This is a genomic window from Brevundimonas sp., assembly GCF_041648055.1.
Taxonomy (GTDB): Bacteria; Pseudomonadota; Alphaproteobacteria; order Caulobacterales; family Caulobacteraceae; genus Brevundimonas.
On record NZ_JBAZPS010000003.1, the window covers coordinates 52170 to 78394 of the forward strand.

General features: G+C 65.5%; 25 protein-coding genes. 18 read left to right on the top strand and 7 right to left on the bottom strand.

From position 1 onward, the window contains the following. The first annotated feature begins 1 nt into the window (after position 1). The 5 genes from WC585_RS08355 to WC585_RS08375 all read left to right on the top strand — a co-directional run bounded on the left by WC585_RS08355 (position 2) and on the right by WC585_RS08375 (position 3813). Positions 2–463 carry a hypothetical protein gene (locus WC585_RS08355; RefSeq protein WP_373257299.1) on the top strand — a complete coding sequence of 154 codons (462 nt, stop codon included), beginning with the start codon at positions 2–4 and terminating at the stop codon, positions 461–463. A 56-nt stretch (positions 464–519) separates the two neighbouring features. Beyond that, positions 520–861, top strand: a complete 342-nt coding sequence (locus WC585_RS08360; protein ID WP_373257301.1) for a phosphotyrosine protein phosphatase — start codon at positions 520–522, stop codon at positions 859–861. Beyond that, positions 858–2228, top strand: coding sequence for a class II 3-deoxy-7-phosphoheptulonate synthase (locus WC585_RS08365; protein ID WP_373257303.1), 1371 nt, complete (start codon positions 858–860; stop codon positions 2226–2228). Before WC585_RS08360 ends, WC585_RS08365 begins: the two co-directional genes overlap by 4 nt. 2 nt (positions 2229–2230) lie before the next feature. After that, positions 2231–2815 carry a prephenate dehydratase domain-containing protein gene (locus tag WC585_RS08370; protein WP_373257305.1) on the top strand — a complete coding sequence of 195 codons (585 nt, stop codon included), beginning with the start codon at positions 2231–2233 and terminating at the stop codon, positions 2813–2815. A 275-nt stretch (positions 2816–3090) separates the two neighbouring features. Continuing rightward, a complete protein-coding gene (locus WC585_RS08375) occupies positions 3091–3813 on the top strand; it encodes a chorismate mutase (RefSeq protein ID WP_373257307.1) in 723 nt (240 codons plus the stop codon). Positions 3814–3833: 20 nt separating this feature from the next. Here WC585_RS08375 and WC585_RS08380 read toward each other — a convergent pair whose 3' ends face one another. The 3 genes from WC585_RS08380 to WC585_RS08390 form a co-directional block, all read right to left on the bottom strand. Then, a complete protein-coding gene (locus WC585_RS08380; protein WP_373257309.1) occupies positions 3834–4649 on the bottom strand; it encodes a thioredoxin domain-containing protein in 816 nt (271 codons plus the stop codon). 22 nt (positions 4650–4671) lie between these two features. After that, positions 4672–6084, bottom strand: a complete 1413-nt coding sequence (locus tag WC585_RS08385) for a M48 family metalloprotease (protein ID WP_373257311.1) — start codon at positions 6082–6084, stop codon at positions 4672–4674. A 63-nt stretch (positions 6085–6147) separates the two neighbouring features. Further along, the gene (locus tag WC585_RS08390) at positions 6148–8796 is read right to left on the bottom strand and encodes an Rne/Rng family ribonuclease (protein ID WP_373257313.1); all 2649 of its coding nucleotides are present in this window, start codon (positions 8794–8796) and stop codon (positions 6148–6150) included. Between the two features lie 472 nt (positions 8797–9268). Between WC585_RS08390 and WC585_RS08395 the strand changes: the two genes are divergently transcribed. From WC585_RS08395 to prfB, 3 genes are all read left to right on the top strand, one after another. Continuing rightward, positions 9269–10489, top strand: a complete 1221-nt coding sequence (locus WC585_RS08395) for an N-acetylmuramoyl-L-alanine amidase (RefSeq protein WP_373257680.1) — start codon at positions 9269–9271, stop codon at positions 10487–10489. Between the two features lie 90 nt (positions 10490–10579). Continuing rightward, complete coding sequence (locus tag WC585_RS08400; RefSeq protein WP_373257315.1) at positions 10580–12997, top strand: penicillin-binding protein 1A; 2418 nt, start codon at positions 10580–10582, stop codon at positions 12995–12997. 74 nt (positions 12998–13071) lie between these two features. Then, positions 13072–14194, top strand: a protein-coding gene (prfB, locus tag WC585_RS08405) for a peptide chain release factor 2 (protein WP_373257317.1) whose coding sequence is annotated in 2 segments (ribosomal slippage) — positions 13072–13140 and positions 13142–14194 — 1122 coding nt in all. Because the reading frame shifts where the segments join, the coding sequence is not laid out codon by codon here. 44 nt (positions 14195–14238) lie between these two features. Here the strand turns inward: prfB and WC585_RS08410 are convergent. The 3 genes from WC585_RS08410 to tyrS all read right to left on the bottom strand — a co-directional run bounded on the left by WC585_RS08410 (position 14239) and on the right by tyrS (position 16663). Next, the gene (locus WC585_RS08410) at positions 14239–14832 is read right to left on the bottom strand and encodes a polymer-forming cytoskeletal protein (RefSeq protein ID WP_373257319.1); all 594 of its coding nucleotides are present in this window, start codon (positions 14830–14832) and stop codon (positions 14239–14241) included. Positions 14833–14926: 94 nt separating this feature from the next. Next, a complete protein-coding gene (bcp, locus tag WC585_RS08415; protein ID WP_373257321.1) occupies positions 14927–15394 on the bottom strand; it encodes a thioredoxin-dependent thiol peroxidase in 468 nt (155 codons plus the stop codon). A 12-nt stretch (positions 15395–15406) separates the two neighbouring features. Next, positions 15407–16663, bottom strand: coding sequence for a tyrosine--tRNA ligase (gene tyrS / locus WC585_RS08420; protein WP_373257323.1), 1257 nt, complete (start codon positions 16661–16663; stop codon positions 15407–15409). 50 nt (positions 16664–16713) lie between these two features. On the opposite strand from tyrS, the gene WC585_RS08425 reads away from it, so the two are divergent. Together WC585_RS08425 and WC585_RS08430 are read left to right on the top strand one after the other, a co-directional pair. Further along, positions 16714–17250: a DOMON-like domain-containing protein gene (locus WC585_RS08425; protein WP_373257325.1), complete on the top strand. Its 537-nt coding sequence runs from the start codon at positions 16714–16716 to the stop codon at positions 17248–17250. After that, positions 17247–18449: an exo-beta-N-acetylmuramidase NamZ domain-containing protein gene (locus WC585_RS08430; RefSeq protein WP_373257327.1), complete on the top strand. Its 1203-nt coding sequence runs from the start codon at positions 17247–17249 to the stop codon at positions 18447–18449. Before WC585_RS08425 ends, WC585_RS08430 begins: the two co-directional genes overlap by 4 nt. Before the next feature lie 69 nt (positions 18450–18518). On the opposite strand, the gene WC585_RS08435 is transcribed toward WC585_RS08430, so the two are convergent. Further along, a complete protein-coding gene (locus tag WC585_RS08435; RefSeq protein WP_373257329.1) occupies positions 18519–19169 on the bottom strand; it encodes an alpha/beta hydrolase in 651 nt (216 codons plus the stop codon). 162 nt (positions 19170–19331) lie between these two features. On the opposite strand from WC585_RS08435, the gene WC585_RS08440 reads away from it, so the two are divergent. Genes WC585_RS08440 through WC585_RS08475 form a run of 8 tightly spaced genes read left to right on the top strand, consistent with a single transcriptional unit; the run spans position 19332 to position 26224 of the window. Then, positions 19332–19823 (top strand): Rrf2 family transcriptional regulator, encoded by a 492-nt coding sequence (locus tag WC585_RS08440; RefSeq protein WP_292175787.1) that lies wholly within the window; start codon positions 19332–19334, stop codon positions 19821–19823. Further along, positions 19820–20971 (top strand): cysteine desulfurase family protein, encoded by a 1152-nt coding sequence (locus WC585_RS08445; protein ID WP_373257332.1) that lies wholly within the window; start codon positions 19820–19822, stop codon positions 20969–20971. The genes WC585_RS08440 and WC585_RS08445 overlap by 4 nt, the downstream gene beginning before the upstream one ends. A gap of 4 nt (positions 20972–20975) precedes the next feature. Beyond that, positions 20976–22442, top strand: coding sequence for a Fe-S cluster assembly protein SufB (sufB, locus tag WC585_RS08450; RefSeq protein ID WP_373257334.1), 1467 nt, complete (start codon positions 20976–20978; stop codon positions 22440–22442). Between the two features lie 12 nt (positions 22443–22454). Continuing rightward, positions 22455–23204: a Fe-S cluster assembly ATPase SufC gene (gene sufC / locus WC585_RS08455; RefSeq protein WP_373257336.1), complete on the top strand. Its 750-nt coding sequence runs from the start codon at positions 22455–22457 to the stop codon at positions 23202–23204. Continuing rightward, entirely contained in the window at positions 23201–24226 is a 1026-nt protein-coding gene (gene sufD / locus WC585_RS08460; protein WP_373257338.1) for a Fe-S cluster assembly protein SufD, read from the top strand. The genes sufC and sufD overlap by 4 nt, the downstream gene beginning before the upstream one ends. Continuing rightward, a complete protein-coding gene (locus WC585_RS08465) occupies positions 24226–24618 on the top strand; it encodes an SMI1/KNR4 family protein (RefSeq protein ID WP_373257341.1) in 393 nt (130 codons plus the stop codon). Before sufD ends, WC585_RS08465 begins: the two co-directional genes overlap by 1 nt. Continuing rightward, positions 24615–25835 carry an aminotransferase class V-fold PLP-dependent enzyme gene (locus WC585_RS08470; RefSeq protein WP_373257343.1) on the top strand — a complete coding sequence of 407 codons (1221 nt, stop codon included), beginning with the start codon at positions 24615–24617 and terminating at the stop codon, positions 25833–25835. The genes WC585_RS08465 and WC585_RS08470 overlap by 4 nt, the downstream gene beginning before the upstream one ends. Continuing rightward, on the top strand, positions 25832–26224 hold the full coding sequence (locus WC585_RS08475) for an SUF system Fe-S cluster assembly protein (RefSeq protein WP_373257345.1): 393 nt from the start codon (positions 25832–25834) through the stop codon (positions 26222–26224). Before WC585_RS08470 ends, WC585_RS08475 begins: the two co-directional genes overlap by 4 nt. Position 26225: the final 1 nt, after the last annotated feature.

A 26225-nucleotide genomic window follows, 5' to 3' on the forward strand; every position in this document is an offset into this window, starting at 1 on the left:
AATGAGTTTGCCGAACGGCGTAAGCGTCGACGACGAAGGCAACGTGACCTTTGGGGGACGCTCCGGCCAGACGCTGCTACTCAACCTGCTATTGCGTGCCAAATACGCGAGGCCGTTCGATGCTCTCACTTTCCTGAACGAGTGGATGGCGGAGTTGATCTGGGGCTTGCACTCGAGGTTCCAGTCTGGATTGCCGACACAGCCACCGACGGTCCAGTCACCGTTGTTTGCTGATGATCCTGCCACTAGGCAAGATATTGTCGATGTAATCCTCGCCGATGCTTCTCACACAGGCTGGTGGATGTGGTCTCGGGACGAGCAGGCCCAGTTCATTCGTTCAGTGGCCTGCGCTCCCCATGCTATCTCGGACGAGACAGTCGAGGAGGTTATTCTTTCAATACGAGATGGGGTCGAGTCGGCCCGCGCTCTTGTTGTGGCTGCGGATCAGAGCGCCCGCCTCTGACCAACCTCCTCTTCCTCTGCGCCCGCAACCGTCTCCGCTCCCCCACGGCCGAGCAGGTGTTCGCCTCATGGCCCGGCGTCGAGACCGCCTCCGCCGGCCTGGCTTCCGATGCGGAAGAGGAATGCTCCGCAGAACTGGTGGAATGGGCCGACATCATCTTCGTCATGGAGCGCGCCCACCGCGCCAAACTCCAGCGCCGCTTTCGGGCGCAGCTGAAGCGCGCCCGCGTCATCTGCCTCGACATCCCCGACGACTACGCCTTCATGCAGCCCGAGCTGGTGGCCTTGCTGGGAAGAAGGTCGGTCCGTTTCTCTGATCCTGCCTTCGCCCACTCTTTTGCCGCACCGCAACGCCATGCGTTGTCGCAGGACAGTCGAAGGCCTATTCTGTATCCATGACCATGCGCTGGACCCCCGAAAGCTGGAGACAGAAACCCGTCGTGCAGATGCCGACGGATTATCCGGACATGGCCGAACTGGCGCGGGTCGAGGATGAACTGCGCGCCATGCCGCCGCTGGTGTTTGCGGGCGAGGCACGGCGGCTGACGTCCAAGCTGGCCCAGGTCGAGGCGGGCGAGGCCTTCCTGTTGCAGGGCGGGGACTGTGCCGAAAGCTTCAAGGAGTTTTCGACCGACAACATTCGCGACACCTTCCGCCTGATCCTGCAGATGGCGGTGGTGCTGACCTTTGCGGGCCGCAAGCCGGTGGTGAAGGTTGGCCGTATCGCCGGACAGTTCGCCAAGCCGCGTTCGTCGGGCGTGGAGCAGATCGGCGATGTCGAGCTGCCGTCCTATCGCGGCGACATCATCAACGGCATGAACTTCACGCCGGAAGAGCGGATCCCCGACCCTCAGCGTCTGCTGCGGGCCTACAACCAGTCGGCCTCGACCCTGAACCTGCTGCGCGCCTTTGCGGGCGGCGGCTATGCGGACCTGTACAACATCCATCGCTGGACGCTCGGGTTCGCCGACCATGCCGTCGGGGCCCAGTACCGCGAACTGGCCGAGAAGATCACCGAGGCCCTGGCCTTCATGGAGGCGGTCGGGGTCACGCCCGAGACCCATCCGGATCTGAGCCGGGTCGAGGTCTTCACCAGCCACGAGGCTTTGCTGCTGAACGTCGAGAGCGCCCTGACGCGGCTGGACGGCGGCTCCGGCGAATGGTTCGACACCTCGGCCCACATGCTGTGGATCGGCGAGCGCACGCGCCAGCTGGACGGAGCCCATGTCGAGTTCATGCGCGGTATCCGCAATCCGATCGGCGTCAAGTGCGGCCCGACGATGGAGCCGGACGACATCCTGTCGCTGATCGACTCCCTGAACCCGGACAACACGCCGGGTCGCCTGACGCTGATCGGTCGTTTCGGCCACGACAAGGTCGGTGATCGCCTGCCGCGCCTGATGAAGGCGGTGAAGGCCGAGGGCAGGCGGGTGATCTGGTCCATCGACCCGATGCACGGCAATACGCTGAAGGCGTCGAATGGCTACAAGACCCGGCCGTTCGACCGCATCCTGGGCGAGGTGAAGACCTTCATTGACGTGGCAGAGGCCGAAGGCGTTCACCCTGGCGGTGTCCATCTGGAAATGACCGGCCAGAACGTCACCGAATGCCTGGGCGGAGCCCAGGCCGTGACCGAGGACGACCTGTCCAGCCGTTACCACACCCACTGCGATCCCCGTCTGAACGCCGACCAGGCGCTGGAGCTGGCCTTTCTGGTCGCCGAGCGCCTGAAGACCGGGCGTCAGTCGCGATCGAAGGCGGCCTGATTGTGCTGGAGGGTGTCGGCAAGCCCGAAGGTGACGATGCCGCCGGACGGTGCGGCTATCAGGGTGCGCCCGGTGCCTTCAGCCACGAAGCCTGCATCGATCTGCGTCCCTGGGACGAGGCCGTGCCGTATCAGACGTTCGAGCATGTGCTGGAGGCCTTGCAGGCTGGCGATGTCGGCTGTGCTTTGATCCCCGTCGAGAACTCCACCATCGGGCGGGTCGAACCGGCCGCAACCCTGGTGGAGAACAGCGGCCTGCACATCGTCTCGGAGGTCTGGCGGCCCATCCGCCTGGCCCTGATGGCCCAGCACGGCGCGCGTCTGTCGGACATCAGGACAGCCGAGAGCCATCCCATCGCCCTGCGCCAGTGCACCGGCACCCTGACCGGTCTGAACATCGAGCCGGTCATCGTCTTCGACACCGCCGGGGCCGCCCGTTCGGTCGCCGAGGCGGGAGACAAGAGCCGCGCTGCCGTCGCGCCTACTCGTGCGGCCGAGGTCTATGACCTGTCGATTTTGCGCAACGATATTCAGGACGTGGCCGAAAATCGCACGCGTTTCGTCCTGCTGAGCGCCAAACCGGCTTGACGCCGCACGTTCCTTGCGTCCAGTGAGGCGCATGGCCCGTCCGCAAGCAATCGCTGCGCCCTTTACCGCCCGCGTTTTCGCGGTGTCGGGCCTCTATGCCTACGGCTTTCGATACGCCGGCTGAGGCGTCGGGCACTCGCTCCTGACGGCCTCGCCGGCGACCGCTCCGCGACGGAGCGGCGGCTCGCAAAAGACCTCATCGCAGCCCTGTCGAACATCGAAAGCCCACGCTCGTGCCCCACAATCAAACCGCCCTCCAGCAAGTCTGGCCGACATTGACTGACATCAGCCCCGAACACATGGCGCTCTCGGCCCTGCGTCACGAGATCGACCTGCTGGACGACGAACTCCTGGCTTTGTTCCAGCGCCGCCTCGCCATCGCTGCCCGCGTCGGCCAGGCCAAGGACGCCCCCGCCGGCCCCCACGTCAAACTGCGTCCGGACCGTGAACAGCGCGTGCTGGATCGCGTCCTGGCCCAGACCGAACCCGATAACCAGGAAGCGGTCGAATCCCTCTGGCGTCAGATCGTCGGCTGGGGCCTGGCGCGTCAGGGCCGGATGAAGGTCCAGGTCTGGTCTCCGATCGAGCCGACCCGCGCCTTCGACGGGGCTCGCCTGCGCTTCGGAGCCGCCGCCGATATGCGGTCCGTGCGCGATCCCCAGGCGGCGCTGAAATGGGCGTCCGAAGGTCACGGCGTCGCCGTCCTGGCCGTCAATGCGGGCGACCCCTGGTGGACCGGCCTGCGCCGCGAATGGGCTGGCCTCAGCGTGTTCGACGGCTTCGGTGGCGAGACGCCCAGCGCCTTGGCCGTCGGCCGGATCGACCCCGCCGCCCTGCCGACGGGCCGCCGCGTCGTCGTCGATGCCGGTGGCGATGCCGGTGACGGCGGCGGCATTCGGCGTCGCGGGCTGGATACCCACCACGGCTGGACGCTGTCGCTGACCGACGCGCCGCTGCCCATGGGCGGCGACGAAGGTTGCGTCGGGGCGATTACTTAGCCGAACAGGGCAGGGCGAGCTCAGCTCGCCTTGGCTGCCCGGATCGCGGCATCAATATCCGCAGGCTGGATGGTCGCGCTGGCCTTGCCGTTGATCAGGAAGGTCGGCGTGCCTTGCAGACCCAGCGTCGTCGCCGTCGTCTGAACGTCTGCCAGGTGCGAGGCGATCTCGCCGCTGGCCATGGCTGCCTCGGCTTGGGGCAGGGACACGCCGTTGTCGTTCAGAATGCGGGCGATGGTGTCCGGCGTCAGGTCGGGTTCGGCCATCAGGTCACGGAAGACCGGCAGATACTTGCCCTGACGATGCGCGGCCTGGGCGGCCCGGGCCGACAGATTGGACATGCCGTCGCTGCCGCGATCCAGGATCGGCCAGTCCTTGAACACGAACCGTACGTCCGGATGCGCCTGCATCAGGGCCAGGACCTCGGGTGCCGTCGCCTTGCAGCCGGGGCAGCGGAAGTCGAAGAACTCCACCACCGTTACCTTGGCGTCTGCGGGACCGAATGACGGGTCGCGCGGATCAGCGGCCAGCAGGGCCGGATTGGCGGCGGCGCGGGCCGTGATCTGACCGGCCAGGTCGCGATCCGCCGCCTGACGGGCGACGTCGGCCTTGGCGTTCAGGGCGTCGCTGACTTCTTGAAGCACTTCCGGATTGGCCAGCAGATAGCTGCGCACGCGGGCGTCGAAGTCGCCGCCGGTCGCATAGGGTGCCACGGCGATGACCAGGGCGATCAGGCCGACGACCAGTCCGGCCAGACCCACCTTGGCGTCAGAGAACCACGAGGCGCGGGCAGGTTTCGGCGCGACATCGGGCGCGGGTTCGGGCGTGTCGGTCATGTATATCCTGGAGAGATCGGGCTCAGCCGCCGGCTGGGATGATGGTGGACTGGCGGCGGGCGTTGCGGCGGTCGACGTCATCGACATCGGCCTGGGTCGCGCCCGAGGCGAAGACGATGTCCATGGCCCGCGTCCACTCCGGTGTGCCGCGATCCAGCATGTCGCGGGCGCGCAGGGCGAACTGGGTGGCCTGGGTTTCCGACCGCATGGCGAAATACATCTCAGCGGTGGCCAGACGGGCTTCGCCCTCCTTGCCCTGACTGGAATAGGCCTGTGACAGCAGACGCCAGGCCAGGGTGTTGTCGGGCTCCAGCGCCACGGCGCGCTTCAGCTCCAGGATGGCCGGGTCCAGCTTGGTCGTATCCTGCGAGGCGATCAGGGCATGGCCCAGATTGACGCGCAGCAGGGGGGCATCCGGCTTGAGTTCGACGGAGCGCTGGTGCGAGGCGAGGGCATCGGCCGGGCGCCCTTCCTCCATCAGCACCTGACCCCGCAACTCCCAGAAATAAGGGTTCTCAGGCTGTTCGCTCAGTAACACGTCGATGGCGGCGATCGCCTTGTCGATCTCGCCTTGGCGATACCAGGCGATGGCGCGGGCATAACGCCCGGGCAGGCTGACATCCGTTTCGGGATAGGCCCGCAGGGTATCGGTCGGATGGTCCATGAAGGCGTGCATCTTGGCCAGGACCAGGGCGTGCTGGGCAGCGCGTTCCGGCGGATCAACAGCATTGTTATGCGTGCCTTCACCCACAATCCGGCGCAGGTTCTCGATCCGCTCGGACGACAGCGGGTGGCTGCGGAAATAGGGGTAACGGCGTGCGTCCGAGAAGACTTCTTCCGTGCGGAAATTGCGCTCGAAGAAGCTGACCAGTCCGCGACCCGACTCGCCGGAGCGCTCCAGGGCGCGAGCGGCCGTATTGTCGGCCTCGCCCTCCTGATGGCTGATGTAGCGCAGAGCGCTCAGCGTGCCGAAATACTGGCTGTTCCCCAGCAAGACAGCGCCTGCGTCGGGTGCGCCTGCGGCGATAGCCAAGGCGCCGAGCGCCATGGTCATCAGCAGGGGCTGCATGCCGGCGTTCTGAGCCCCGTCCCGTAAGGTATGGCGGTTCTTGATGTGACCGGCCTCGTGCGCGACCACGCCCAGCAGTTCGTTGGCATTGCGAGTCCGCATGATCAAGCCGGTGTTCAGCCCCATAATCCGGCCGCGCGTGGCGAAGGCGTTCAGGCTGTCGTCATTGACCAGCAGTATCTCGACTTCACTGGGTTCCAGCCCCATGGCGACGAAGACGGGTGCGGACCATTCGTCGATGATCTCCTCGATCTCGGTATCGCGGATGGCGCTCTGGGCCGAGGCGGGCGAGGCCGCCGCCAGCAGCATGCCGGCGGCGGTCGCGGCCCCGAACAGGCGGCGGACAGGTCGGGACAGCCAGGTCATGGCAAACTCCTCAATCCTCGAACGCCCCCGTCCGTCACGAACTCACAATCTAATCGCGGCCTTTCAGCGGCGCCACCACCCGCGTTTGGGCTTTTCGGGCGGTGCGACGATCTGGGCGGGATCATCGGCGATCAGGGCGGCGACATCAATCTCCGGCTGAGGCGCGACGAACTCGGCAACCGGGGCCGGCTTCGGCTCTGGGGTCGGTGCTTCAGCCCGCTCTTCGACGGCCTGGGCCGGTGACACGTCCAGTTCGGCGACTTCAGAGGCTACAGGCTCGGCTTCGTTCGGTTCGATCGGTGCAGTGACCGCCTCGGGCTCGGAGGCTTCGGTGGCGCTGGCCGAGGTCTTGCGACGGACGCGACGGCGTTTGGGCTCTTCGATTACCGCGGCAGGCGCAGCTTCGATCTCAGTCTCGACCTGAACCGCCATCGGCGTGTCGGGCGAGCCGTCGGCGGGCATGCCTTCGTTGGTGGCGCGGCCTTCGACCTTGACCTCGTGGGTCAGTTCACCGCCCCGGTCACGACCGCGTCCCCGTCCGCGACGACGACGTGAGCGACCACCTTCGCGGCCTTCACGCTCGCCTTCAGGGCGTTCGCCGATGCGCTCTTCCACATCGTCGGCGACCCGGGTCGAGGCAGCGGGCTCAGTTTTCGCCTGGGGCCGTTCCGGATTGATCGGGTCGAACCAGACATAGGGGTCGTCCAGCGAGGGTGTGCGACCGCGCACCCAGAAGAAGGCGTCGCGTTCGGTACCTTCCTCGCGAGTGCGGCGACCGCCGCGACGACCGCGACGACGGCGACGGCCGGCCTCGCTGTCATCATCGTCGTCGCCAGCGGTCAGGGCAGGGGCGGGCTCGTCGTCACGTGGCGCGGCTTCGGTCTCGTCCCGACGTCCGCCACGACGGCGGCGACGTCCACGTCCGCCATGCTCGCCCTCGTGACGTTCGGCCCGCTCGCGCGGCTCGTCGTCGTCGCTGTCTTCGCGGTCAAGGGCGTCGTCATCATCCGCGATGATCTCGTCGTCCGCCTCGTCCTCGTCGTCATAGGCGCTGTCGTCGAAGTCGTCGTCCAGGTCGATGAAGGCCGGTGCCTGTTCGGGCACGAAGTCCTCATTGGTCTCGATGCGCTCCAGACCATGTTCGCCCTGACCCAGGCTGTCGTCGATCAGGATGACGACGTTCAGGCCCCGCTTGACCAACAGGCTGTTCAGATAGTCGCGCTTGTGATTCAGGATATACAGGGCAACGGCGGTCGACAGGCGCAGATTGACCACACCCGCGCCGTTCTTTCCGGCCTCGATATCGACGGCCCGCAGGGTCATCAGGGCGGCGCTCTCGGCGGAGCGGACACGACCCGCGCCCTGGCAGTGCGGGCAGACCTCGGTGGCCCCCTCGATCACGCCCAGACGACGACGCTGGCGGCTGATTTCCATCAGGCCGAAGCCGGAGATGCGGCCCATCTGGATGCGGGCGCGGTCCTTGGCCAGGGCGTCCTTCAGCACCTTCTCGACGGTGCGGTTGTTCTTGCCTTCATCCATGTCGATGAAGTCGATGACGATCAGGCCGGCCAGGTCGCGAAGGCGCAGCTGACGCGCGGCCTCGATGGCGGCCTCGATATTGGTCTTGGTAGCCGTGGCTTCGACATTGCGCTCCTTGGTCGAACGACCGGAGTTGACGTCGATGGCGACCAGGGCCTCGGTCTGGTTGATCACCAGATAGCCGCCGGACGGCAGGGGCACGACCGGTTGATGGATCTGGGTCAGCATCTCCTCGATGCCGTTGGTCGCGAACAGGGGCCGCGCGCCCTGGTACAGATGCACCTTCTTGGACTGCGAGGGCATCAGCACCCGCATGAAATCACGGGCCTCCTTGAAGCCTTCGACGCCCTCGACCTGGATGCCGTCGAAATCCTTGTCGAACATGTCGCGAACAGCGCGGCGGACCAGGTTTTCCTCTTCGTAGATGATCGAAGGGGCGTTGGACTTCAGTGTCGTTTCGCGGATCGTTTCCCACAGGCGCAGCAGATATTCATAGTCGCGCTTGATCTCGGCCTTGGTGCGTTTGGCACCGGCCGTACGAATGATCAGGCCCATGCCCCGCGGCACGTCCAGGGCGGCGGCCGCAGCCTTCAGGCGCTTGCGGTCGGTGGCCTGGGTGATCTTGCGCGAGATGCCGCCGCCCTTGCCGGTATTGGGCATCAGCACGCAGTAGCGACCGGCCAGCGACAGCCAGGTGGTCAGGGCCGCGCCCTTGCCACCACGCTCGTCCTTGACGACCTGAACCAGCATGACCTGGCGGCGCTTGATGACGTCCTGGATCTTGTAGCGGCGCATCAGGCGGCGTTTCAGCCGCTCTTCCTCGGCCATGCCACCTTCGGACTCGCCGTCGTCGCTTTCGCGGCCCAGGTCGTCGTGATCGTCCTCGTCCGAATGCGCTTCGGCCATGATGGCTTCGCGGTCGGCGACCGGGATCTGGTAATAGTCGGGGTGGATTTCGTTGAAGGCCAGGAAGCCGTGGCGATTGCCGCCGTATTCGATGAAGGCGGCCTGCAGGCTGGGCTCTACGCGGGTGACCTTGGCCAGATAGATATTTCCACGAAGCTGACGCTTCGTGCGGGATTCAAAGTCGAATTCCTCGATTTGACGCCCTTCGACGATCGCGACGCGGGTTTCTTCCGCATGTGCCGCATCGATAAGCATGGTCTTTGACATGGGTGGTCTCTCTCTGGCGCGCTCGGGCCATGACCGCCGGTACGTGACCGGTCAGTGTGGCGGCTCGCCGAATGGGGGTGAGGTGGGCGAGCGCAGGCGTCGTTCCTCCGCCACAGCGCGGCATGATGCCGTCGATGCAGGCGATGTCGGTCAACTCAGACCGGAGGGGAGCGCTGGCGATGAAGCCCATGAGTTCAGTCGGTCCTGGTCGCGGTCGCGCCCCTGCGGGCGGTGCGGACCCGGGTCTTCGAATCGTTCGGCCGCAATAGGCCGGTCGATCCTAGGATCAGTGGAAGTCCACCTGGCGAGGAGGGCGCGTCCGCTCCTGAACAGGTCAGGGAACGCGATCGGTTCGCAGGCAGACAGATCATAGTCATGAAAATCATGAATTAAAAGCCGCAGCCGTCTTAACCCCTTGGCGACGCCCAGCCGCCATCATGGTTTCACCTTGATGAACGAGGCCTTCGTCAGAATGAGCGGGCTGTGGCGTAACAATCCGACGCGTTGGAACCCACGCCAGTGGGCGATGGCGCTTGTCGTATTGTTGGCGTTCGCGGTTGCGGTGTTCGCGGCCGGGCGCGGCCTGGCCACAGGAGCAATGGGCGAGGTTCTGCGGGTCCGTTTCGGCGGCGATACGCAGCGGACGCGGGTCGTGGTCGACCTGGACCGGACGTCGCGGGGTGAAGTCGTTCAATCCGGCGATGATGGCCACGTTGTGGTTGCCCTGTCTGGCATCGCTCCGGGGCAGACGCGGACAGGGCAGGGCAGCGGTCTGGTACGCAACTGGCGAATTGCCGGGGCGGGCGGGGCGTCGCGTGTCGAACTGGACCTTAGCAGCACCGCCGAGATCGAGCGCCGGTTCCTGCTGCCGCCCGGCGACGGCATCGACCACTATCGCTATGTCATCGATCTGAAGGCGACTGGGCGGGCACCGACCCCGCGTCCGGATCGCAGCGTGCGCCTGCCGACGCGCCGTACCGAGCGGCCGCTTGTGGTCATCGACCCGGGTCATGGCGGGCGTGATCCCGGCGCGGCCGGAACCACGACGCACGAAAGCGCCGTCACCCTGGCCGCCGCGCAACTGCTGAAACAGGAGTTGGAGCGGACGGGTCGGTACCGCGTGCAATTGACCCGGGACACCGACGTCTATGTCGGCCTGAACCGCCGGGTCGAGATCGCGCGCCGGGCCGGGGCGGATCTGTTCATTTCGCTGCACGCCGACGCCATCGCCGATCCCGCCACGCGCGGGGCCAGCGTCTATACCCTGTCGGAACAGGGGGCCGGGCGGGCGGTCAGGGAGTTCACGCGCGATGAGAACTGGCAGCAGAACCTGAACCTGCCGGGCCGCGATGCTTCGGTGGATCGCATACTGCTGGATATGACCCAGCGCGCGACCCAGAACCGCTCGGCTCGTCTAGCGCGGACCCTGCTGGGCGAGATCGAGCAGGCGGATCACCCCCTGCTGCGCCGGAGCCACCGCGACGCGGGTCTGGCGGTGTTGCTGGCCCCCGATGTGCCCGCTGTACTGCTGGAGATGGGCTATATGACCAATCCGGAGGATGAGCGTCTGCTGACCGACACTCGCGCCCGCCGCCGGTTGATCCGGGCTGTGGCGGCCGGGATCGATGCCTATTTCCGCCAAGCTGAGGGCGACATCCAGATGGCCGCAACCGTTGGTCCGGGGCGTCCCTGACGCTATCTGGCTCGTCGTGTCATTGTCGCTATAGCGAACCCCGGCGACGCAAGCTAAACCCACATCAATGCGCGCGCCCCGGAGTTTCAGGTGAAGATTGCCGAACGCTGGTTCGTAAGGGCGGGTATCGTCCTGCTTGGCGGCATTGCCGTGGTGGGCCTGGCCGTGGCCATCTACGCCGCCTGGCTTTTCCACGACCTGCCGGACGCCTCCGACCTGGCCGATTATCGCCCGGCGACGGCGACGCGTGTCTATGCCGGCGACGGCACCCTGATCGGCGAGTTCTCGGACGAACGCCGAATCTATGTGCCCTATGAACAGATCCCCGAGCCAGTCGTTCAGGCCTTCCTGTCGGCCGAGGACAATGACTTCTTCAATCACGGCGGCATCGACGTGTCGGGGCTGGGCCGGGCCATGTTCAAGAACGTCTTCAACGCCGCCTCGGGTCGGCGCCTGGAAGGCGGCTCGACGATCACCCAGCAGGTCGCCAAGAATGTGCTGCTGGCCGGCCAGACCGGCGTAAACCGCAAGGTCAAGGAAGCCATTCTATCCAACCGCCTCGAGGCGACGCTGACCAAGGAGCAGATCCTCGAACTGTATCTGAACGAAATCTACCTGGGTTATCGCTCTTTCGGCGTGGCGGCGGCGGCCTACAATTATTTCGGCAAGTCGCTGAGTGAGCTCAGCCCGGACGAGGCGGCGTTTCTCGCGGCACTGCCCAAGGGACCGGCCAACTATCATCCTAAACGCTTCCCCGGCCGGGCGACGGGCCGCCGTGACTGGGTTCTGGGCGAGATGAACCAGAATGGCTGGCTGACGGATGCACAGCTGGTCGAGGCGCGCGCCCGTCCGTTGACCACCCAGGATGCGCCGCGGCGTGCCCAGTATGCCGATGCTGACTTCTTCGTCGAGGAGGCGCGGCGTCAAGCCATTGCCCGCTTCGGGCGGGACGATGTGAACCGCGGCGGCTACTACATGCGCACGACCCTGGACCCGTCGTTGCAATCAGCCGCTCGTGATGCGCTGATGAAGGGTTTGGAGAACTATGACCGTCGCCACGGCTGGCGCGGGGCCTGGGGCACGACGGACTTCGCTGAAGGCTGGCAGGACGTGGCCTTGGCAGAGACACGCCCGCCGGAGCGCAGGGCCTGGCAGGCGGCGGCTGTCGACAGCGTCTCGGGCAATAACGTCCGTATCATCACCGCGCGTGACGGACGGACCGGCAGCCTGCTGGCCGCCGATGCCGCCTGGGCCAATGCCAACCGTCCGCTGAAGCGCGGCGATCTGATCTTCGTGGAGCTCACAGGCGGCCAGTTCGCCTTGAAGCAGGTACCGCGCGTCAACGGAGCCCTGGTCGCCATAGAGCCACAGTCCGGCCGTGTGCTGGCGATGGTGGGGGGCTATTCCTATGCCTTGTCCAGCTTCAACCGTGCGACGCAGGCGGAGCGCCAGCCGGGTTCGGCCTACAAACCCTTCGTCTATGCCGCCGCTCTGGAGGGCGACTTCACGCCGGCATCGATCGTGCTGGACGCCCCGATCAGTTTTGCGGGCGGGGCCAATGGCGGGCGCTGGACGCCCGAGAACTACAGCCGTCAGTACTATGGGCCCCAGAGCCTGCGCCGTGGGCTGGAGCTGTCGCGCAACGTCATGACGGTGCGGCTGGCCCAGTCGGTCGGCATGGACAACATCGTGGCCCTGTCCGAGAAGATGGGCGTGGCCGACAACCTGACGCCCAATCTGTCGGTGTCGCTGGGAGCAGGGGAGACCACGCCCTATCGCCTGACTGCAGCCTATGCCGCCTTCGTCAACGGGGGGCGCCGCGTGAACCCCTATCTCATCGAAATGGTCCAGGATCGCGACGGCGAGACCATCTATCGCGCCGACGACCGCCGCTGCCGTGACTGTGGTCGCCCATTCACCGGTCAGGAATCGCCGAGGCTTGACCCGCGTGGCCAACAGGTCATCGATCCGATCACCGCCTATCAGATGAGCTCGATGTTGGAAGGTGTCGTTCAACGCGGCACAGCGGCCAGCGCCCGCGGCCTGGGCCGCTGGGTCGGGGGCAAGACCGGCACGACCAATGAGTATCGCTCTGCCTGGTTCGTAGGCTTTTCGTCTGACATCGTCGTTGGTGTCTTCATCGGCTTCGACGACAACCGCTCGCTGGGCTATGGCGAGACGGGCACGACGGCGGCTGTGCCCGTATTCGCCGACTTCATGCAGACGGCACTGCGCGAGCGCCCGGCGCGTCCGTTCGTGCGGCCCAAGAACGCCATCTTCCGCAGTGTGAACGGCATCGAGGAAGCCTTCCGCCCCGGAACGACACGGCGGATCGAGGAACGCGCACCGACGGGCCCGACCGTTCCTACGGGGCCTCAAAACTATAATGAAGTTATCCGCCGAGAGCAGGAAGAGGCACAGGGCCCTGCTCCGGGACCGGTCGCCCCGGCCCCGACGACGCCTCAGCCGACTCCGCCCCCTGCCGAAGACCTGAGCGGGCTGTATTGAGCCATCGGCCCTAGCCACGTGCGGCGACACCCTCTATGTCCCGCGTCCCCCTATTGTATCGCGTGGAGATTGCGATGAGACCGGATGTCGAGGCCATGAAGGCCGACATCGAGCAGAGCATCGCTCTGCTCAGGAGGCGTCTTTGACTGGGATGTCGCGCTTCGAAAACTAGATGAGCTGAACGCGAGGGTCGAAGACCCGACCCTGTGGAATGACGCCGAACAGGCTCAGGCCGTGTCGCGCGACCGCGCCAAATTGGCGGCTCAGATCGACACGGTCCGCGAGATGGAGCAGGGGCTTGAAGACGGCGTCATGCTGTCAGAAATGGCCGATGAGGAAGGCGACGAGGCGACGCTCGAAGAGGCGCGCGCCAGCCTGAAGGCGATCAAGGATCGCGCCACGCGCGCCGAGCTGGAGGCCCTGCTGTCCGGCGAAGCCGATGGCAATGACGCCTATCTGGAAGTGAATTCCGGTGCCGGCGGGACGGAGTCCAATGACTGGGCCGGGATGTTGCTACGCATGTATAGCCGCTGGGCCAAGGCGCACGGCTATGAGGTTCAGATTGAGGCTCAGGAAGAGGGCGAGCAGGCGGGCATCAAGTCGTCCACCATCCTGATCAGTGGGCCGAATGCCTATGGCTGGCTGAAGTCGGAATCGGGCGTCCATCGCCTGGTTCGCATCAGCCCCTATGACGCCGCCGCCAAGCGGCACACCAGCTTTGCCTCAATCGGCGTTTCGCCCGTGGTCGATGATACGATCGAGATCGACATCAATCCGGCTGATGTGCGCACCGACACCTATCGCGCCTCGGGCTCAGGCGGTCAGCACATCAACAAGACCGATTCGGCCGTTCGCCTGACCCACACCCCGACCAACACCGTCGTGGCCTGCCAGGCCGGGCGCTCACAGCATCAGAACCGCGAGATGGCGTGGAAGATGCTGCGGGCCCGGCTGTACGAGCTGGAGTTGCAGAAGCGCGAGGCCGCCGCCCAGGCGATGGCTGACGCCAAGACCGATATTGGCTGGGGTCACCAGATCCGATCGTACGTCCTGCAGCCGTATCAGATGGTCAAGGACCTGCGCACCAACGTCGAGACGTCTGACACGCAGGGTGTTCTGGACGGCGATCTGGACGCCTTCATGGGGGCCGCCCTGGCCGCGCGCGTGGGCGAAACCCGAGGCTCGACGGTCGAGTAACTGGACCTTCTCCCTCCCCATGAAGGGGAGGGAGAAATCGGTGTCTAGGCCGACTTCGCCTGCGCCACTGAGGGCTTGCTGGCGGCCACGGTCACGTTCGGCATGGCAGGTGCGACGGGGGTTTCCGGCTGATAGCGTTCGGGCTTGGCCGCTTCGGCCTCGGCGATGGCAGCGGCAGTGGGAAGTTCCTTTTTGGCCTGGATGGAGCGGCCCTGGAACCAGGCCCCCGGCTCAATGGCCAGCTGTTCCTGGGTAATGTCGCCCTCGACGCGGGCGGTGGCCAGGAGGCGGACCGACTTGGCGGTGATCGAACCGTTCACCTTGCCGCGCACCTCGATCATATCGGCGGTGATGGCACCCTCGACCGAGCCGCTCTCGCCGATCAGGACGCGAGCCAGACGTACGTCGCCCTTCAGCGCACCGTCGACCTGCACGTCGCCGCCGCCGGAGATGTTGCCTTCATAGCGTACCCCGGCGGACAGGGTCGACAGATTGGTCGAGCGCGGGGCGGACGCTGTCGTCGTGACGGGCGTCGTGGCCGGGCGCGGTGTATCCAGCGCGCGCGAAGGCTCCGGTGGTCGTTCCGTCATCGACGGGATGTTCAAACTGTTGTCGTCCGACTTGCTCTTGTTGAACATGGCTGTCTCCGCCTGTCATGTAAAAGCCCCGGCGGCAGTTAGGCCGAGCGGTCGTCTGGTGGCAAGCACTGGTTCAGACCAATGCTCACCGAACCTATAGGGCGCGGACGGCGCTTAGGACCTCGTCGGCATGCCCCTTGACCGAAACCTTGCGCCAGACGCGGCGCACGATGCCCTCGCCGTCGATCAGGAAGGTCGCGCGTTCGATGCCCATATAGGTCTTGCCGTACATGCTCTTCTCGACCCAGACGCCATAGGCTTCAGTCACGCCTGCCGTCTCGTCAGAGGCCAGCTGGATGTTCAGGTCATACTTGGCCTTGAACTTCTGCAGCTTCTTGACCGGGTCCTTGGAGACGCCGATCACCACAGCCCCCAGGCTGGCGAAGTCGTGGGCCAGGGCGGTGAAATCCTTGCCTTCATTGGTGCAGCCCGGCGTATCGGCCTTGGGGTAGAAATACAGGACGACCGTCCGGCCCTTCAGCGCGTCGAGGGAGACATTGGCGTCGCCGTCGGTGGGCAGGTCGAATGCGGGAGCTGGGGTGCCTTCGGTGATGTCGGTCATGGATTTCTCGCTTCAGACGGGACGGACGAGGACGATCTTCTTCTTGCCGGCGGCCAGTTTCAGGACGCCGTCAGCGTTGATGTCCGACGACTCGATAAGTCGCGCGCCATCGGAAATCGCCTCGTCATTCAGTCGCAGTCCGCCGCCCTGGGCCAGGCGTCGTGCCTCGCCGTTAGACGCCGTCAGGCCTGCGCGTGTTGTTACAGCGGCGATCATGGCCCCGATCACTTCGGCCGATGGCAGTTCGACGGTGGGCAGGTCGGCCGACAGGGTGCCGCGCTCGAACGCGCCCTCTGCGGCGGCCCGCGCCTTGGCGGCTTCATCCGCCCCGTGCAGCATGGTGGTGGTCGCATCCGCCAGGGCCTTTTTGGCATCGTTGATCGCTGCTCCCTCCAGCGCCTCGTAGCCCGCGATCTCGGCGTCCGACAGGTCGGTGAACAGGCGCATGAAGCGGCCGACGTCGCCATCCTCCGTATTGCGCCAGTACTGCCAGTAGTCATAGGGCGACAGGGCGTCGGCGTTCAGCCAGACGGCACCGCCGACGGTCTTGCCCATCTTCTGGCCCGAGGCCGTGGCCAGCAGCGGCGTGGTCAGGCCGAAGGCAGCTTTCTGGTCGACCTTTCGGGTCAGTTCGACGCCGTTGATGATATTGCCCCACTGGTCCGAGCCGCCCATCTGCAGCGTGCAGCCGTAGCGACGGTTCAGCTCCAGGAAGTCTGTCGCCTGCATCAGCATGTAGTTGAACTCAAGGAAGGTTAGCGGCTGCTCTCTTTCGAGCCGCAGCTTGACCGAATCGAAGCTCAGCATGCGGTTGACCGTGAAATGCGTGCCGTAATCACGCAGGAATTCGAGGTATCCGAGTTTCGACAGCCATTCGTCGTTGTCGAGCATCACGGCGTCGGTCGGACCGTCGCCAAAGGTCAGGAATTTCTCGAACACGCCCTTGATGCCGGCGATGTTCTCGGCAATCCGCTCCTGCGTCAGCAGGGGTCGCTGAGTGTCCTTGAAGCTGGGGTCCCCAACCTTGGTCGTACCGCCGCCCATCAGGACGATCGGCTTGTGGCCGGCCTGCTGAAGACGGCGCAGCAGCATGATCTGGATGAGGTGACCGACGTGCAGAGATGGCGCGGTGGCGTCGAAGCCGATGTAGCCGGTCACGACGCCCGCCCTTGCCGCCGCATCCAGTTCCGTCGGATGGGTGATCTGATGGATGTAGCCCCGCGCCTGCATGGTCTTGAGGAAGTCGGACTGGAAGGCGGGCTCGGTCATGGGAACATCAAGTCTTGGCTTGGAGAGGAGGGGGCGTGTAGCACGGCGTCATGGAAGCGCGAACCGGCAACGAGGATGTGAAGACGGCGGTCTTGCTGCCGCATCCGGAGGCTGTCGGCGGCCCAGCTATTGATGTGACTGTTCTCTTCGAACGGCGGGTTGGCAGTTTGTGGCTACGCTATGTCGTCGATGGCGATGTAGATGCGATCACGTGGCCTCCTTTAGTTGAACCTGGACGTATGGACCGACTGTGGACGACGACCTGTTTCGAGGCCTTCGTGAAGACCCCGAAAGGCTATCACGAGTTCAACCTCTCGCCTTCAGGCCATTGGGCCAGCTATCGATTCGACGGCTATCGGCAGGGCATGGCGAACGCGCTGGAAGCCGTGGTTGTCGCTGGACTGGATGGGGCCGCCGATATGGTGGCACTGGAAGGCACGGTCCTGCTTCCGCCTGACGCTTCTCACCTAGGCTTGTCGGCTGTCGTCGAGGCCAAGGACGGTACCATCTCCTACTGGGCGCTTGCTCATCCGTCCGACAAGCCGGATTTCCATCATCCCGACTCTTTCACGCTGGAACTGCCATGAAATTCGGCATTGACCGTCTCCTGTCCGACGCGGACCTGCGCGCTGGTCTGAAAGGCCGCCGCGTGGCTTTGGTGGCGCATCCGGCGTCGGTGACGGCGGACCTCACCCATTCGGTGGACGCCCTGATGGCCTGCGCGGACATCCGGCTAACCGCCGCCTTCGGCCCTCAGCACGGGATGAAGGGCGACCTTCAGGACAATATGATGGAGACGCCGGACGAGACCGATCCGGTGCATGGCATCCCCGTCTTCAGCCTGTATGGCGAGGTGCGCAGGCCGACGGGCCAGATGATGAGCACGTTCGACGTCGTCCTGATCGACCTGCAGGACGTGGGGTGCCGCATCTACACCTTCGTGACGACCCTGCTCTACATGCTGGAGGCGGCGGCCGAGCACGGCAAGGAAGTCTGGGTGCTGGACCGGCCCAATCCGGCAGGGCGGCCCGTCGAGGGGACGCTGTTGCAGCCGGGCTGGGAGAGCTTCGTCGGGGCCGGGCCCATGCCGATGCGCCACGGCATGACCCTGGGCGAGATGGGGCTGTGGTTTATCGATCACTTCAAGCTGAACGTGGCCTATCGCGTCATCGAGATGCAGGGCTGGAGGCCGGACGAAGGCCCTGGCTACGGCTGGCCGCTGCATCAGCGCAGCTGGATCAACCCCAGCCCTAATGCGCCCAATGTCTGCATGGCCCGTGCCTATGCCGGCACCGTCATGCTGGAGGGGGCGACCCTGTCCGAGGGGCGGGGCACGACCCGTCCGCTGGAGTTGTTCGGCGCGCCGGACTTCGACGCCCGCGCCGTCATTGCCGAGATGCGGGCGTTTGCGCCGCAGTGGCTGAAGGGCTGCGTGCTGCGTGACATGTGGTTTGAGCCGACCTTCCACAAACACGTCGGCAAGCTGTGCTCGGGGGTCCAGATCCATGTCGACTACCCGGCCTATGACCATGAGGCGTTTCAGCCGTGGCGGGTACAGGCCCTGGGCTTCAAGGCCATCCGGCGGCTGTATCCGGACTACGACCTGTGGCGCGATTTTCCGTATGAGTATGCCTTCGGCAAGCTGCCGATCGACGTGATCAACGGCGGGCCTGCGTTGCGGGAATGGGTCGACGACACTGCTTCGACGCCGGACGATCTGGATGCTGTCGCACGGCCGGACGAGCGCAGGTGGGAAGAGCTACGCAGGCCTCATCTGCTGTACTAGGTCGATTGGATAACCATGGATAAATCGGTTGGACACTCTGGAGAGTGCCGTCCCGAATTATCCAACCGATCAGGCCGGTTTTTCTTCCAGGCGCTTGTCCAGATACAGGCCGACGCGGCGGTCCACGGCATCGACGTGGTCCTGCCAGAAGTGGCTGGCGCCGTCTTCCAGCTCATAATCGATGACGATGCCCTTCTGGGTGCGCAGCTTGTTGACCACGCGCTCGACCTCGACCGGCGGCACGACGGTGTCGTTGGTGCCGTGCAGGAACAGACCCGAGGCCGGGCAGGGCGCCAGGAAGCTGAAATCGTACATGTTCGACGGCGGCGACACGGAGATGAAGCCGTCCGTCTCGGGCCGGCGCATCAGCAGTTGCATGCCGATATAGGCCCCGAACTGATAACCGGCGACCCAGGTCTGGGTCGCGCCGGGGTTGTTGGACTGCAGCCAGTCCAGAGCGGTGGCCGCGTCTGCTAGTTCACCGATGCCGCTGTCGAACTCGCCCTGGGACTTGCCGACGCCGCGCGAATTGTAGCGCAGGGTCGCAAAGCCGCGCTTCACGAACAGCTGGTACAGCGTGACCGCCACCGGGTTGTTCATATGCCCGCCCGCCTTGGGGTGGGGGTGCAGGATCAGGGCGATCGGCGCATTGGGGCGTTTGCCCGGGGAGTAGCGACCTTCGATGCGGCCAGAGGCGCCGGGCAGGATGACTTCAGGCATGGGCGGAGCGGATTCCCGTGTTCAACTGTCGTTTCGCAGGTGCGTAATACTTGACCGATGCGGTAGGACTTTCTAAGTCCGCATGGCGCGCAGCCGCTTTTGTGAAGCCGCGGGTTCTAGCACAGGACCCCGAAAATGCGCGCGATTTTTAGCGGGTGTCCGATGCGACTGTCGACCAAGGGACGATATGCCGTCATGGCCATGGCGGATCTGGCCAAGAATGGCCGGACCGACGACGGCCGCGACCGGGCTGTTTCCCTGGCCGAAATCGCCACGCGCCAAGAAATTTCATTGAGTTATCTGGAGCAACTGTTTGCGCGCCTGAGAAAAGGCGGGCTGGTTCGCAGCGTACGCGGCCCCGGTGGCGGCTATCGGCTGGCCAAGGGTCCGCATGAGACGGTGGTCGCGGAAATCGTTCTGGCGGTCGATGAACCCATCCGCGCCACGCGCTGCGTCGGCCATTCCTCGCCCAAGGGCTGCATGATGGCGGGCGAGCGTTGCATCACCCACAATCTGTGGGAAGATCTGGGCGACGAAATCCATCGCTACCTGGCCGGGGTGTCGCTGGAAGATGTGGTGATGAACCGCACCGGGGCGCGGCGTCGGGCACCCATTGACGCAACCGGGGCCGACGAGATCGGGGTGGCCGCATGAGCCCCGTCTATCTAGACTACAACGCCTCCAGCCTGGTTCGCCCTGAAGTTCAGGAGATCATGGCCAAGGCTCTGGCTGATAACGGCAATCCATCGGCGGTGCATGCCGCAGGACGGCGCGCAAGGGCGCGGGTCGAGACGGCGCGGGCGCAGGTGGCCGATCTGGTCGGGGCCGATCCGACGGCGATCGTATTCTCCTCCGGCGGGACCGAATCGAACGCACAGGCGATCCTGAGTGCCCTGGCCGCAGGCTGCGAGCGGCTGATCGTCGGGGCGACGGAACATCCCTGCGTGGCCGAGGCAGCGGCTATGTCTGGCGCGCCGGTCGAGGTGCTGCCGGTCGACGCGGACGGCGTGGTCGATCTGGTCTGGCTGGCCGATGCGTTGGCAAGGCCGGGCCGTGCCGTCGTGGCCATCCACCATGCCAATAACGAGAGCGGCGTCATCCAGCCGATCGCGCAGGCGGCGGCGTTGGTGCGGGCCGCAGGTGGCTGGCTTCACGTCGATGCGATCCAGTCGGCGGGCAAGGTGCCGGTTGATATGCGGACGCTGGATGCCGACACCCTGACGCTGTCGGCGCACAAGCTGGGCGGGCCGCAGGGCGTTGGAGCCTTGGTGCTGAAGGACGGCATCGCCGCCGTGCGCATGCTGCACGGTGCCGGGCAGGAGCGGGGTTTGCGGGCGGGGACCGAGAATGTTCCCGGCATCGCGGGCTTCGGCACCGCCGCCGACTGTGCCGCGCGTGATCTGGATCAGGCGATGGCGCATGTCGTCTGGCGCGATGCGGCCGAGGCGCGGGTCGCGGCGGCGGGAGCCACCGTCATCGGCGGCACGGTCGGGCGCCTGCCCAACACCCTGTTCATGGCCGTCGAGGGCTGGGACAGCCCGCAGCAGCTGATCACGCTGGATCTGGCGGGTATCATGGTCTCGGCGGGCAGCGCCTGTTCGTCGGGCAAGGTCAAGCCGTCCAAGGCGATCTCGGCCATGGGGCTGCATGCGCTGGCGACCGGCGGGGTCCGCGTCTCGGGTGGCTGGGGTACGACGCAGGACGATTGGTCACGCTTCGCCGACGCCTGGGTGACCGCATATGAGAAGCACAGCGCCCGCCAGGCCGAACGCCTGAGCCAGCGCGTGAAGGAAGTCGCGTAAGATCATGGCAGCCGTTCAGGAAACCATCGACGCCGTCGCCGCACTGGAGAAGTACGAGCACGGGTTCACGTCGGACATCGATACGGAATATGCCCCGCGTGGGCTGAATGCCGACATCGTCCGCTTCATCTCCGAAAAGAAGGGTGAGCCGCAGTGGATGCTGGAATGGCGCCTCGCTGCCTATGAGCGCTGGCTGGCCATGGAGGAGCCGACCTGGTCGTCGGTGAAATACACGCCGGTCGATTATCAGGACCTTTTCTACTACGCCGCGCCCAAGAAGAAGGAGGGGCCCAAGTCGCTGGACGAGGTCGATCCGGAACTGCTGGCCATCTATGCGAAGTTGGGCATCCCGCTGAAGGAGCAGGAGGTGCTGGCCGGCGTCGAGGGCGCGCCGCGCTACGCGGTGGACGCCGTGTTCGACAGCGTCAGCGTCGTCACCACCTTCAAGGCCGAGCTGGCCAAGGTCGGGGTGATATTCATGCCGATTTCCGAGGCCTTGCGCGAACATCCTGAGCTGGTGCGCAAATATCTGGGTTCGGTGGTGCCGGTCTCGGACAACTATTTCGCGGCCCTGAACAGCGCGGTCTTTTCGGATGGATCGTTCGTCTACATCCCGCCGGGCGTGCGCTGTCCGATGGAGCTGTCGACCTATTTCCGCATCAATGCCAGCCAGACGGGCCAGTTCGAACGCACCCTGATCATCGCCGACAAGGGGTCGTACTGCTCCTATCTGGAGGGCTGCACGGCGCCGATGCGCGACGAGAACCAGCTGCATGCGGCGGTGGTCGAGCTGGTCGCGCTGGACGACGCCGAGATCAAGTACTCGACGGTGCAGAACTGGTACCCCGGCGACGCCGAGGGCAAGGGCGGCATCTACAACTTCGTCACCAAACGTGCCGACTGCCGCGGCGACCGTTCGAAGGTCAGCTGGACCCAGGTCGAGACCGGGTCAGCCGTGACCTGGAAATACCCGTCCTGCATCCTCAAGGGCGAGGAGAGCTCGGGCGAGTTCTATTCGATCGCCATCACCAACGGGCATCAGCAGGCCGACACCGGCACCAAGATGATCCACCTGGGCAAGAACTCGAAGTCGCGGATCATCGCCAAGGCGGTCTCGGCGGGCAAGTCGGACTCGACCTATCGCGGCCTGGTGTCGGTGCATCCCAAGGCGACGGGGGTGCGTAATTTCACCCAGTGCGACAGTCTGCTGATCGGCGGCGACTGCGGCTCGCACACCGTGCCCTATATCGAGGCCCGCAACGGCTCGGCCCAGCTGGAGCACGAGGCGACGACGACGCGCCTGTCGGACGACCAGCTGTTCTATGCCCAGCAGCGCGGCCTGTCGCAGGAGGAGGCGGTGGCCCTGCTGGTCAACGGCTTCGTCCGCGACGTGATGCAGAAACTGCCGATGGAGTTCGCCGTCGAGGCGCAGAAGCTGGTGGCGATCAGCCTTGAAGGCTCGGTCGGATAACAAGAAGAAACAATGCTCAAGATTGAAAACCTCCACGTTTCCGTCGGCGACAAGCCGATCCTCAAGGGCCTGACGCTCGACGTTCCGGCAGGCGAGGTGCACGCCATCATGGGGCCGAACGGGGCGGGCAAGTCGACGCTGGGCTATGCCCTGTCGGGACGGCCCGGCTATGAGGCGACCGAAGGCACCGTGTCCTGGCAGGGCCAGGACCTGCTGGACCTGGAACCCGCCGAGCGGGCGGCGAAGGGCGTGTTCCTGTCGTTCCAGTATCCGATCGAGATTCCCGGCGTCCCGGCGCTTACATTTGTGCGCACGGCGCTGAATGCCCAGAAGCGGGCGCGGGGCGAGGAGGAGGTGTCGGCACCGGCCTTCCTGAAGATGGTCCGGGTGGCCTCCAGCGCGCTGAAGATGGATTTCGATATGCTGAAGCGGCCGCTGAACGTCGGCTTCTCCGGCGGCGAGAAGAAGCGGATGGAGATCCTGCAGGTGGCCCTGCTGGAGCCGTCGCTGCTGATCCTGGACGAGACCGATTCAGGCCTGGACATCGACGCCCTGAGGATCGTGTCGGAGGGGGTGAATGCCCTGCGCAGCCCCGACCGGGCCATGCTGGTGATTACCCACTATCAGCGACTGCTGGACTACATCAAACCCGACCGGGTGCATGTGCTGGCCGGCGGCCGCATCGTCGCCTCGGGCGGGCCGGAGCTGGCGCACCAACTGGAGGCGGAAGGGTACGACAAGTATCTGCCGCAGGCCGCGTGACGGCGGTCGACCTTCGCGACCCCTCGACCTTCCCGTCGCGGCGGGTCGAGGCGTGGAAATACACCGACCTGCGCCGGGTGCTGCGCGACGCGCCTGCACCGTCGCCTACCACCACGGTCGGACCGCCCGGACCCTTCTATGAGCTGGGCGGGGATGCGATCGTGTTCGGCAACGGGCGCGCGATCGGGGTGACGGACTTCCTCGCTTCGGGCGAGCAGACGTTGCGCCTGCGGTTCATCTCCAATGCCACCGAGACGGGACATTCCGCCTCGGCCCGGGTCGTGGCGCGGCCGGGGGCCAAACTGCTGCTGCTGGAAACGCACGAGGGCGCCGGCTCGGCCTATGTCGCCCACAATCGGCTGGACATCGACGTCGCCAGCGGTGCCGAGGTGACCCGTATCGTCCTGGTCGATGAGCCGCATGACGCCATCTCCCTGACCGAGATCGATGTCCGCGTGGCACCGGGTGGTCGCTATCGCCAGACGACTATCACGGGCGGGGCGCGGTTGCAGCGCCAGGAGACACGGCTGATCCACGGCGGCGAGGGGGCCGAGGTGCTGCTGGACGGTCTCTATGCCCTGTCCGGCGAGCGCCATGCGGACCTGACCAGCGTCGTCCGCCACGGCGGCCTGAATGGGGTCACCTCCCAACTGACCAAGGGCGTCGTGCGGGACACCGCGCGCGGTGTGTTCCAGGGCAAGATCGTCGTCGAGCGTGGCGCCGACGGCACCGATGCGCGCATGGGTCACCATGCCCTGATCCTGGGCGAGCGGGCCGAGGTGGATGCCAAGCCGGAGCTGGAAATCTATGCCGACGACGTGCAGTGCGCGCACGGCAACACGGTCGGCAATCTGGACGAGAGCGCCCTGTTCTACATGCAGCAGCGCGGGATTCCGGCCGACGAGGCACGGGCCCTGCTGACCCAGGCCTTCCTGTTCGAGGTCGTGGATCGCATCGACCACGAGGCGGCACGGGAAGTGGTCAGGTCATGGCTGACTGGTCGGCTAGGCGGGGCAGTCTGATGTCGCCTGACGACCGGAAGTTTGCAGCAGATTGGCTTGAGCCGGTCCCCGCAGCAGACTGCGGCAACCTGCAGGTCGAAACTGCAGGTTTGCCGACCGACTACGTAGATTGGCTCCAACAGATTGGATGGGGTGAACTGGACGGGAGCTTCATGTTCTATTCCGGCCCTACATCCGTTGCTCTGATCTATGGCCACAATGCACCAACTGGGCGGCTTGTGGCGATCGGGGATGATATGGCTGGGTACGTGGTCGGCATCGACCTCTCTCGGAAAGATGTTGTGGAATGGAGCCCCAAAGGCGAGGAAGCCAGTCGTTGGACCAGCTTCACTGAATTTGTAGTTGAGCGGGTCTCGGAGCTCCGGCGAGCCAGTGAGGCACGCGGGCAGTGAGTGCTTTCGACGCCTATGCGGCACGCGCCCAGTTTCCGATCCTGTCGCGGACGGTGAACGGCAAGCCACTGGTCTATCTGGACTCGGCCGCCTCGGCGCAGAAGCCGCGCGCGGTGATCGAAGCGATGACGGCGGCGATGGAGGGCAGCTATGCCAACGTCCACCGCGGCCTGCACACCTTGGCGAATGAAACGACCGAGACGTTCGAGGCGGCGCGCGAGACGGTCGCCCGGTTTCTGAACGCCGAGAGCGCCGAGCAGATCGTCTGGACCAAGGGCGGGACCGAGGCGATCAATCTGGTCGCGGCGGGGCTGGGGCAGTCGTTGCAGCCGGGCGACGAGATCGTCGTCACCCAGATGGAGCATCACGCCAACATCGTGCCCTGGCACATGCTGCGGGAAGCCAAAGGTATGGTCCTGAAATGGGCACCGGTTCTGGACGACGGGTCGCTGGACATGGCGGCACTGGCCGAGCTGATCGGGCCGCGCACGAAGCTGGTGGCCGTCACGCACATGTCGAACGTGCTGGGCACGGTGAACGATGTGCGGGCCATCGCCGATCTGGCCCATGCGGCGGGTGCGCTGGCGCTGGTCGATGGCTGCCAGGGGGCGGTACATTGCAGCCCCGACGTCCAGGCGCTTGACGCCGATTTCTACGTCTTCACGGGCCACAAGCTGTTCGGCCCGACCGGCATCGGCGGGCTGTATGGCAAGCGCGCTGCGCTAGAGGCTCTGCCCCCTTATCAGGGTGGCGGCGAAATGATCGCCACCGTCACCGAGGATGCGGTGACCTATGCCGGCATTCCGCACCGGTTCGAGGCGGGGACGCCGCCGATCCTGGAGGCCATCGGCCTGGAGGCGGCGCTGGACTGGCTGTCGGGCTTCGATGCGGCGGCGGTCTCGGCCCATGAGCAGGCCCTGCTGGCCCATGTCCGCACTCGCCTGGAAGGCCGCGACTGGCTGACGGAGGTCGGGACTGCGCCGGGCAAGGGTGCGATCTTCACCTTCACGGTCGAGGGGGCCCACGCCCACGACATCGCCCAGATCATGGACCGCTATGGCGTGGCGGTGCGTGCCGGACTGCATTGCGCCGAGCCCCTGTCGCGCAGATTTGGCCTGACCTCGAGCGCACGCGCCAGCTTCGCCCTATATAACACCCTCGAGGACGTCGACGCCTTTGCCGACGCCCTGATCAAGGCCCGCGAGTTCTTTGCATGAGTGATGACACGACCCTGCTGGGCAAGGATGACGACGGTGGACGCGGCGCGGCCGTGGCCAGCGGAGCCATCACGCCCGCTGAACTGGACCGGCTGACCGACGACATCATCGCGGCGCTGAAGACGGTGTTCGACCCGGAGATCCCGGTCGACATCTATGAGCTGGGACTGATCTACAAGGTCGATCTGTCCGACGACTTCGACGCGCGGATCGAGATGACGCTTACGGCCCCCGGCTGTCCGGTCGCGGGTGAGATGCCCATCTGGGTCGAGCAGGCGGTGATGAAGGTCGAGGGCATCAAGTCCGCCACCGCAGACCTGACTTTCGACCCGCCATGGGATGCGTCGAAGATGAGCGACGAGGCCAAGATGGCCCTGAATATGTTCTGAG

Bases quoted from the DNA above. Each gene is read 5' to 3' on its own strand.
- WC585_RS08355 (WP_373257299.1), top strand. From the start codon at position 2: ATGAGTTTGCCGAACGGCGTAAGCGTCGACGACGAAGGCAACGTGACC.
- WC585_RS08445 (WP_373257332.1), top strand. From the start codon at position 19,820: ATGAGCCCCGTCTATCTAGACTACAACGCCTCCAGCCTGGTTCGCCCT.
- WC585_RS08380 (WP_373257309.1), bottom strand. From the start codon at position 4,649: ATGACCGACACGCCCGAACCCGCGCCCGATGTCGCGCCGAAACCTGCC.
- WC585_RS08425 (WP_373257325.1), top strand. From the start codon at position 16,714: ATGGAAGCGCGAACCGGCAACGAGGATGTGAAGACGGCGGTCTTGCTG.
- bcp (WP_373257321.1), bottom strand. From the start codon at position 15,394: ATGACCGACATCACCGAAGGCACCCCAGCTCCCGCATTCGACCTGCCC.
- WC585_RS08395 (WP_373257680.1), top strand. From the start codon at position 9,269: ATGAGCGGGCTGTGGCGTAACAATCCGACGCGTTGGAACCCACGCCAG.
- WC585_RS08390 (WP_373257313.1), bottom strand. From the start codon at position 8,796: ATGTCAAAGACCATGCTTATCGATGCGGCACATGCGGAAGAAACCCGC.
- sufC (WP_373257336.1), top strand. From the start codon at position 22,455: ATGCTCAAGATTGAAAACCTCCACGTTTCCGTCGGCGACAAGCCGATC.
- WC585_RS08430 (WP_373257327.1), top strand. From the start codon at position 17,247: ATGAAATTCGGCATTGACCGTCTCCTGTCCGACGCGGACCTGCGCGCT.
- WC585_RS08365 (WP_373257303.1), top strand. From the start codon at position 858: ATGACCATGCGCTGGACCCCCGAAAGCTGGAGACAGAAACCCGTCGTG.
- WC585_RS08475 (WP_373257345.1), top strand. From the start codon at position 25,832: ATGAGTGATGACACGACCCTGCTGGGCAAGGATGACGACGGTGGACGC.
- WC585_RS08385 (WP_373257311.1), bottom strand. From the start codon at position 6,084: ATGACCTGGCTGTCCCGACCTGTCCGCCGCCTGTTCGGGGCCGCGACC.
- sufB (WP_373257334.1), top strand. From the start codon at position 20,976: ATGGCAGCCGTTCAGGAAACCATCGACGCCGTCGCCGCACTGGAGAAG.
- WC585_RS08465 (WP_373257341.1), top strand. From the start codon at position 24,226: ATGTCGCCTGACGACCGGAAGTTTGCAGCAGATTGGCTTGAGCCGGTC.
- WC585_RS08410 (WP_373257319.1), bottom strand. From the start codon at position 14,832: ATGTTCAACAAGAGCAAGTCGGACGACAACAGTTTGAACATCCCGTCG.
- tyrS (WP_373257323.1), bottom strand. From the start codon at position 16,663: ATGACCGAGCCCGCCTTCCAGTCCGACTTCCTCAAGACCATGCAGGCG.
- WC585_RS08440 (WP_292175787.1), top strand. From the start codon at position 19,332: ATGCGACTGTCGACCAAGGGACGATATGCCGTCATGGCCATGGCGGAT.
- WC585_RS08435 (WP_373257329.1), bottom strand. From the start codon at position 19,169: ATGCCTGAAGTCATCCTGCCCGGCGCCTCTGGCCGCATCGAAGGTCGC.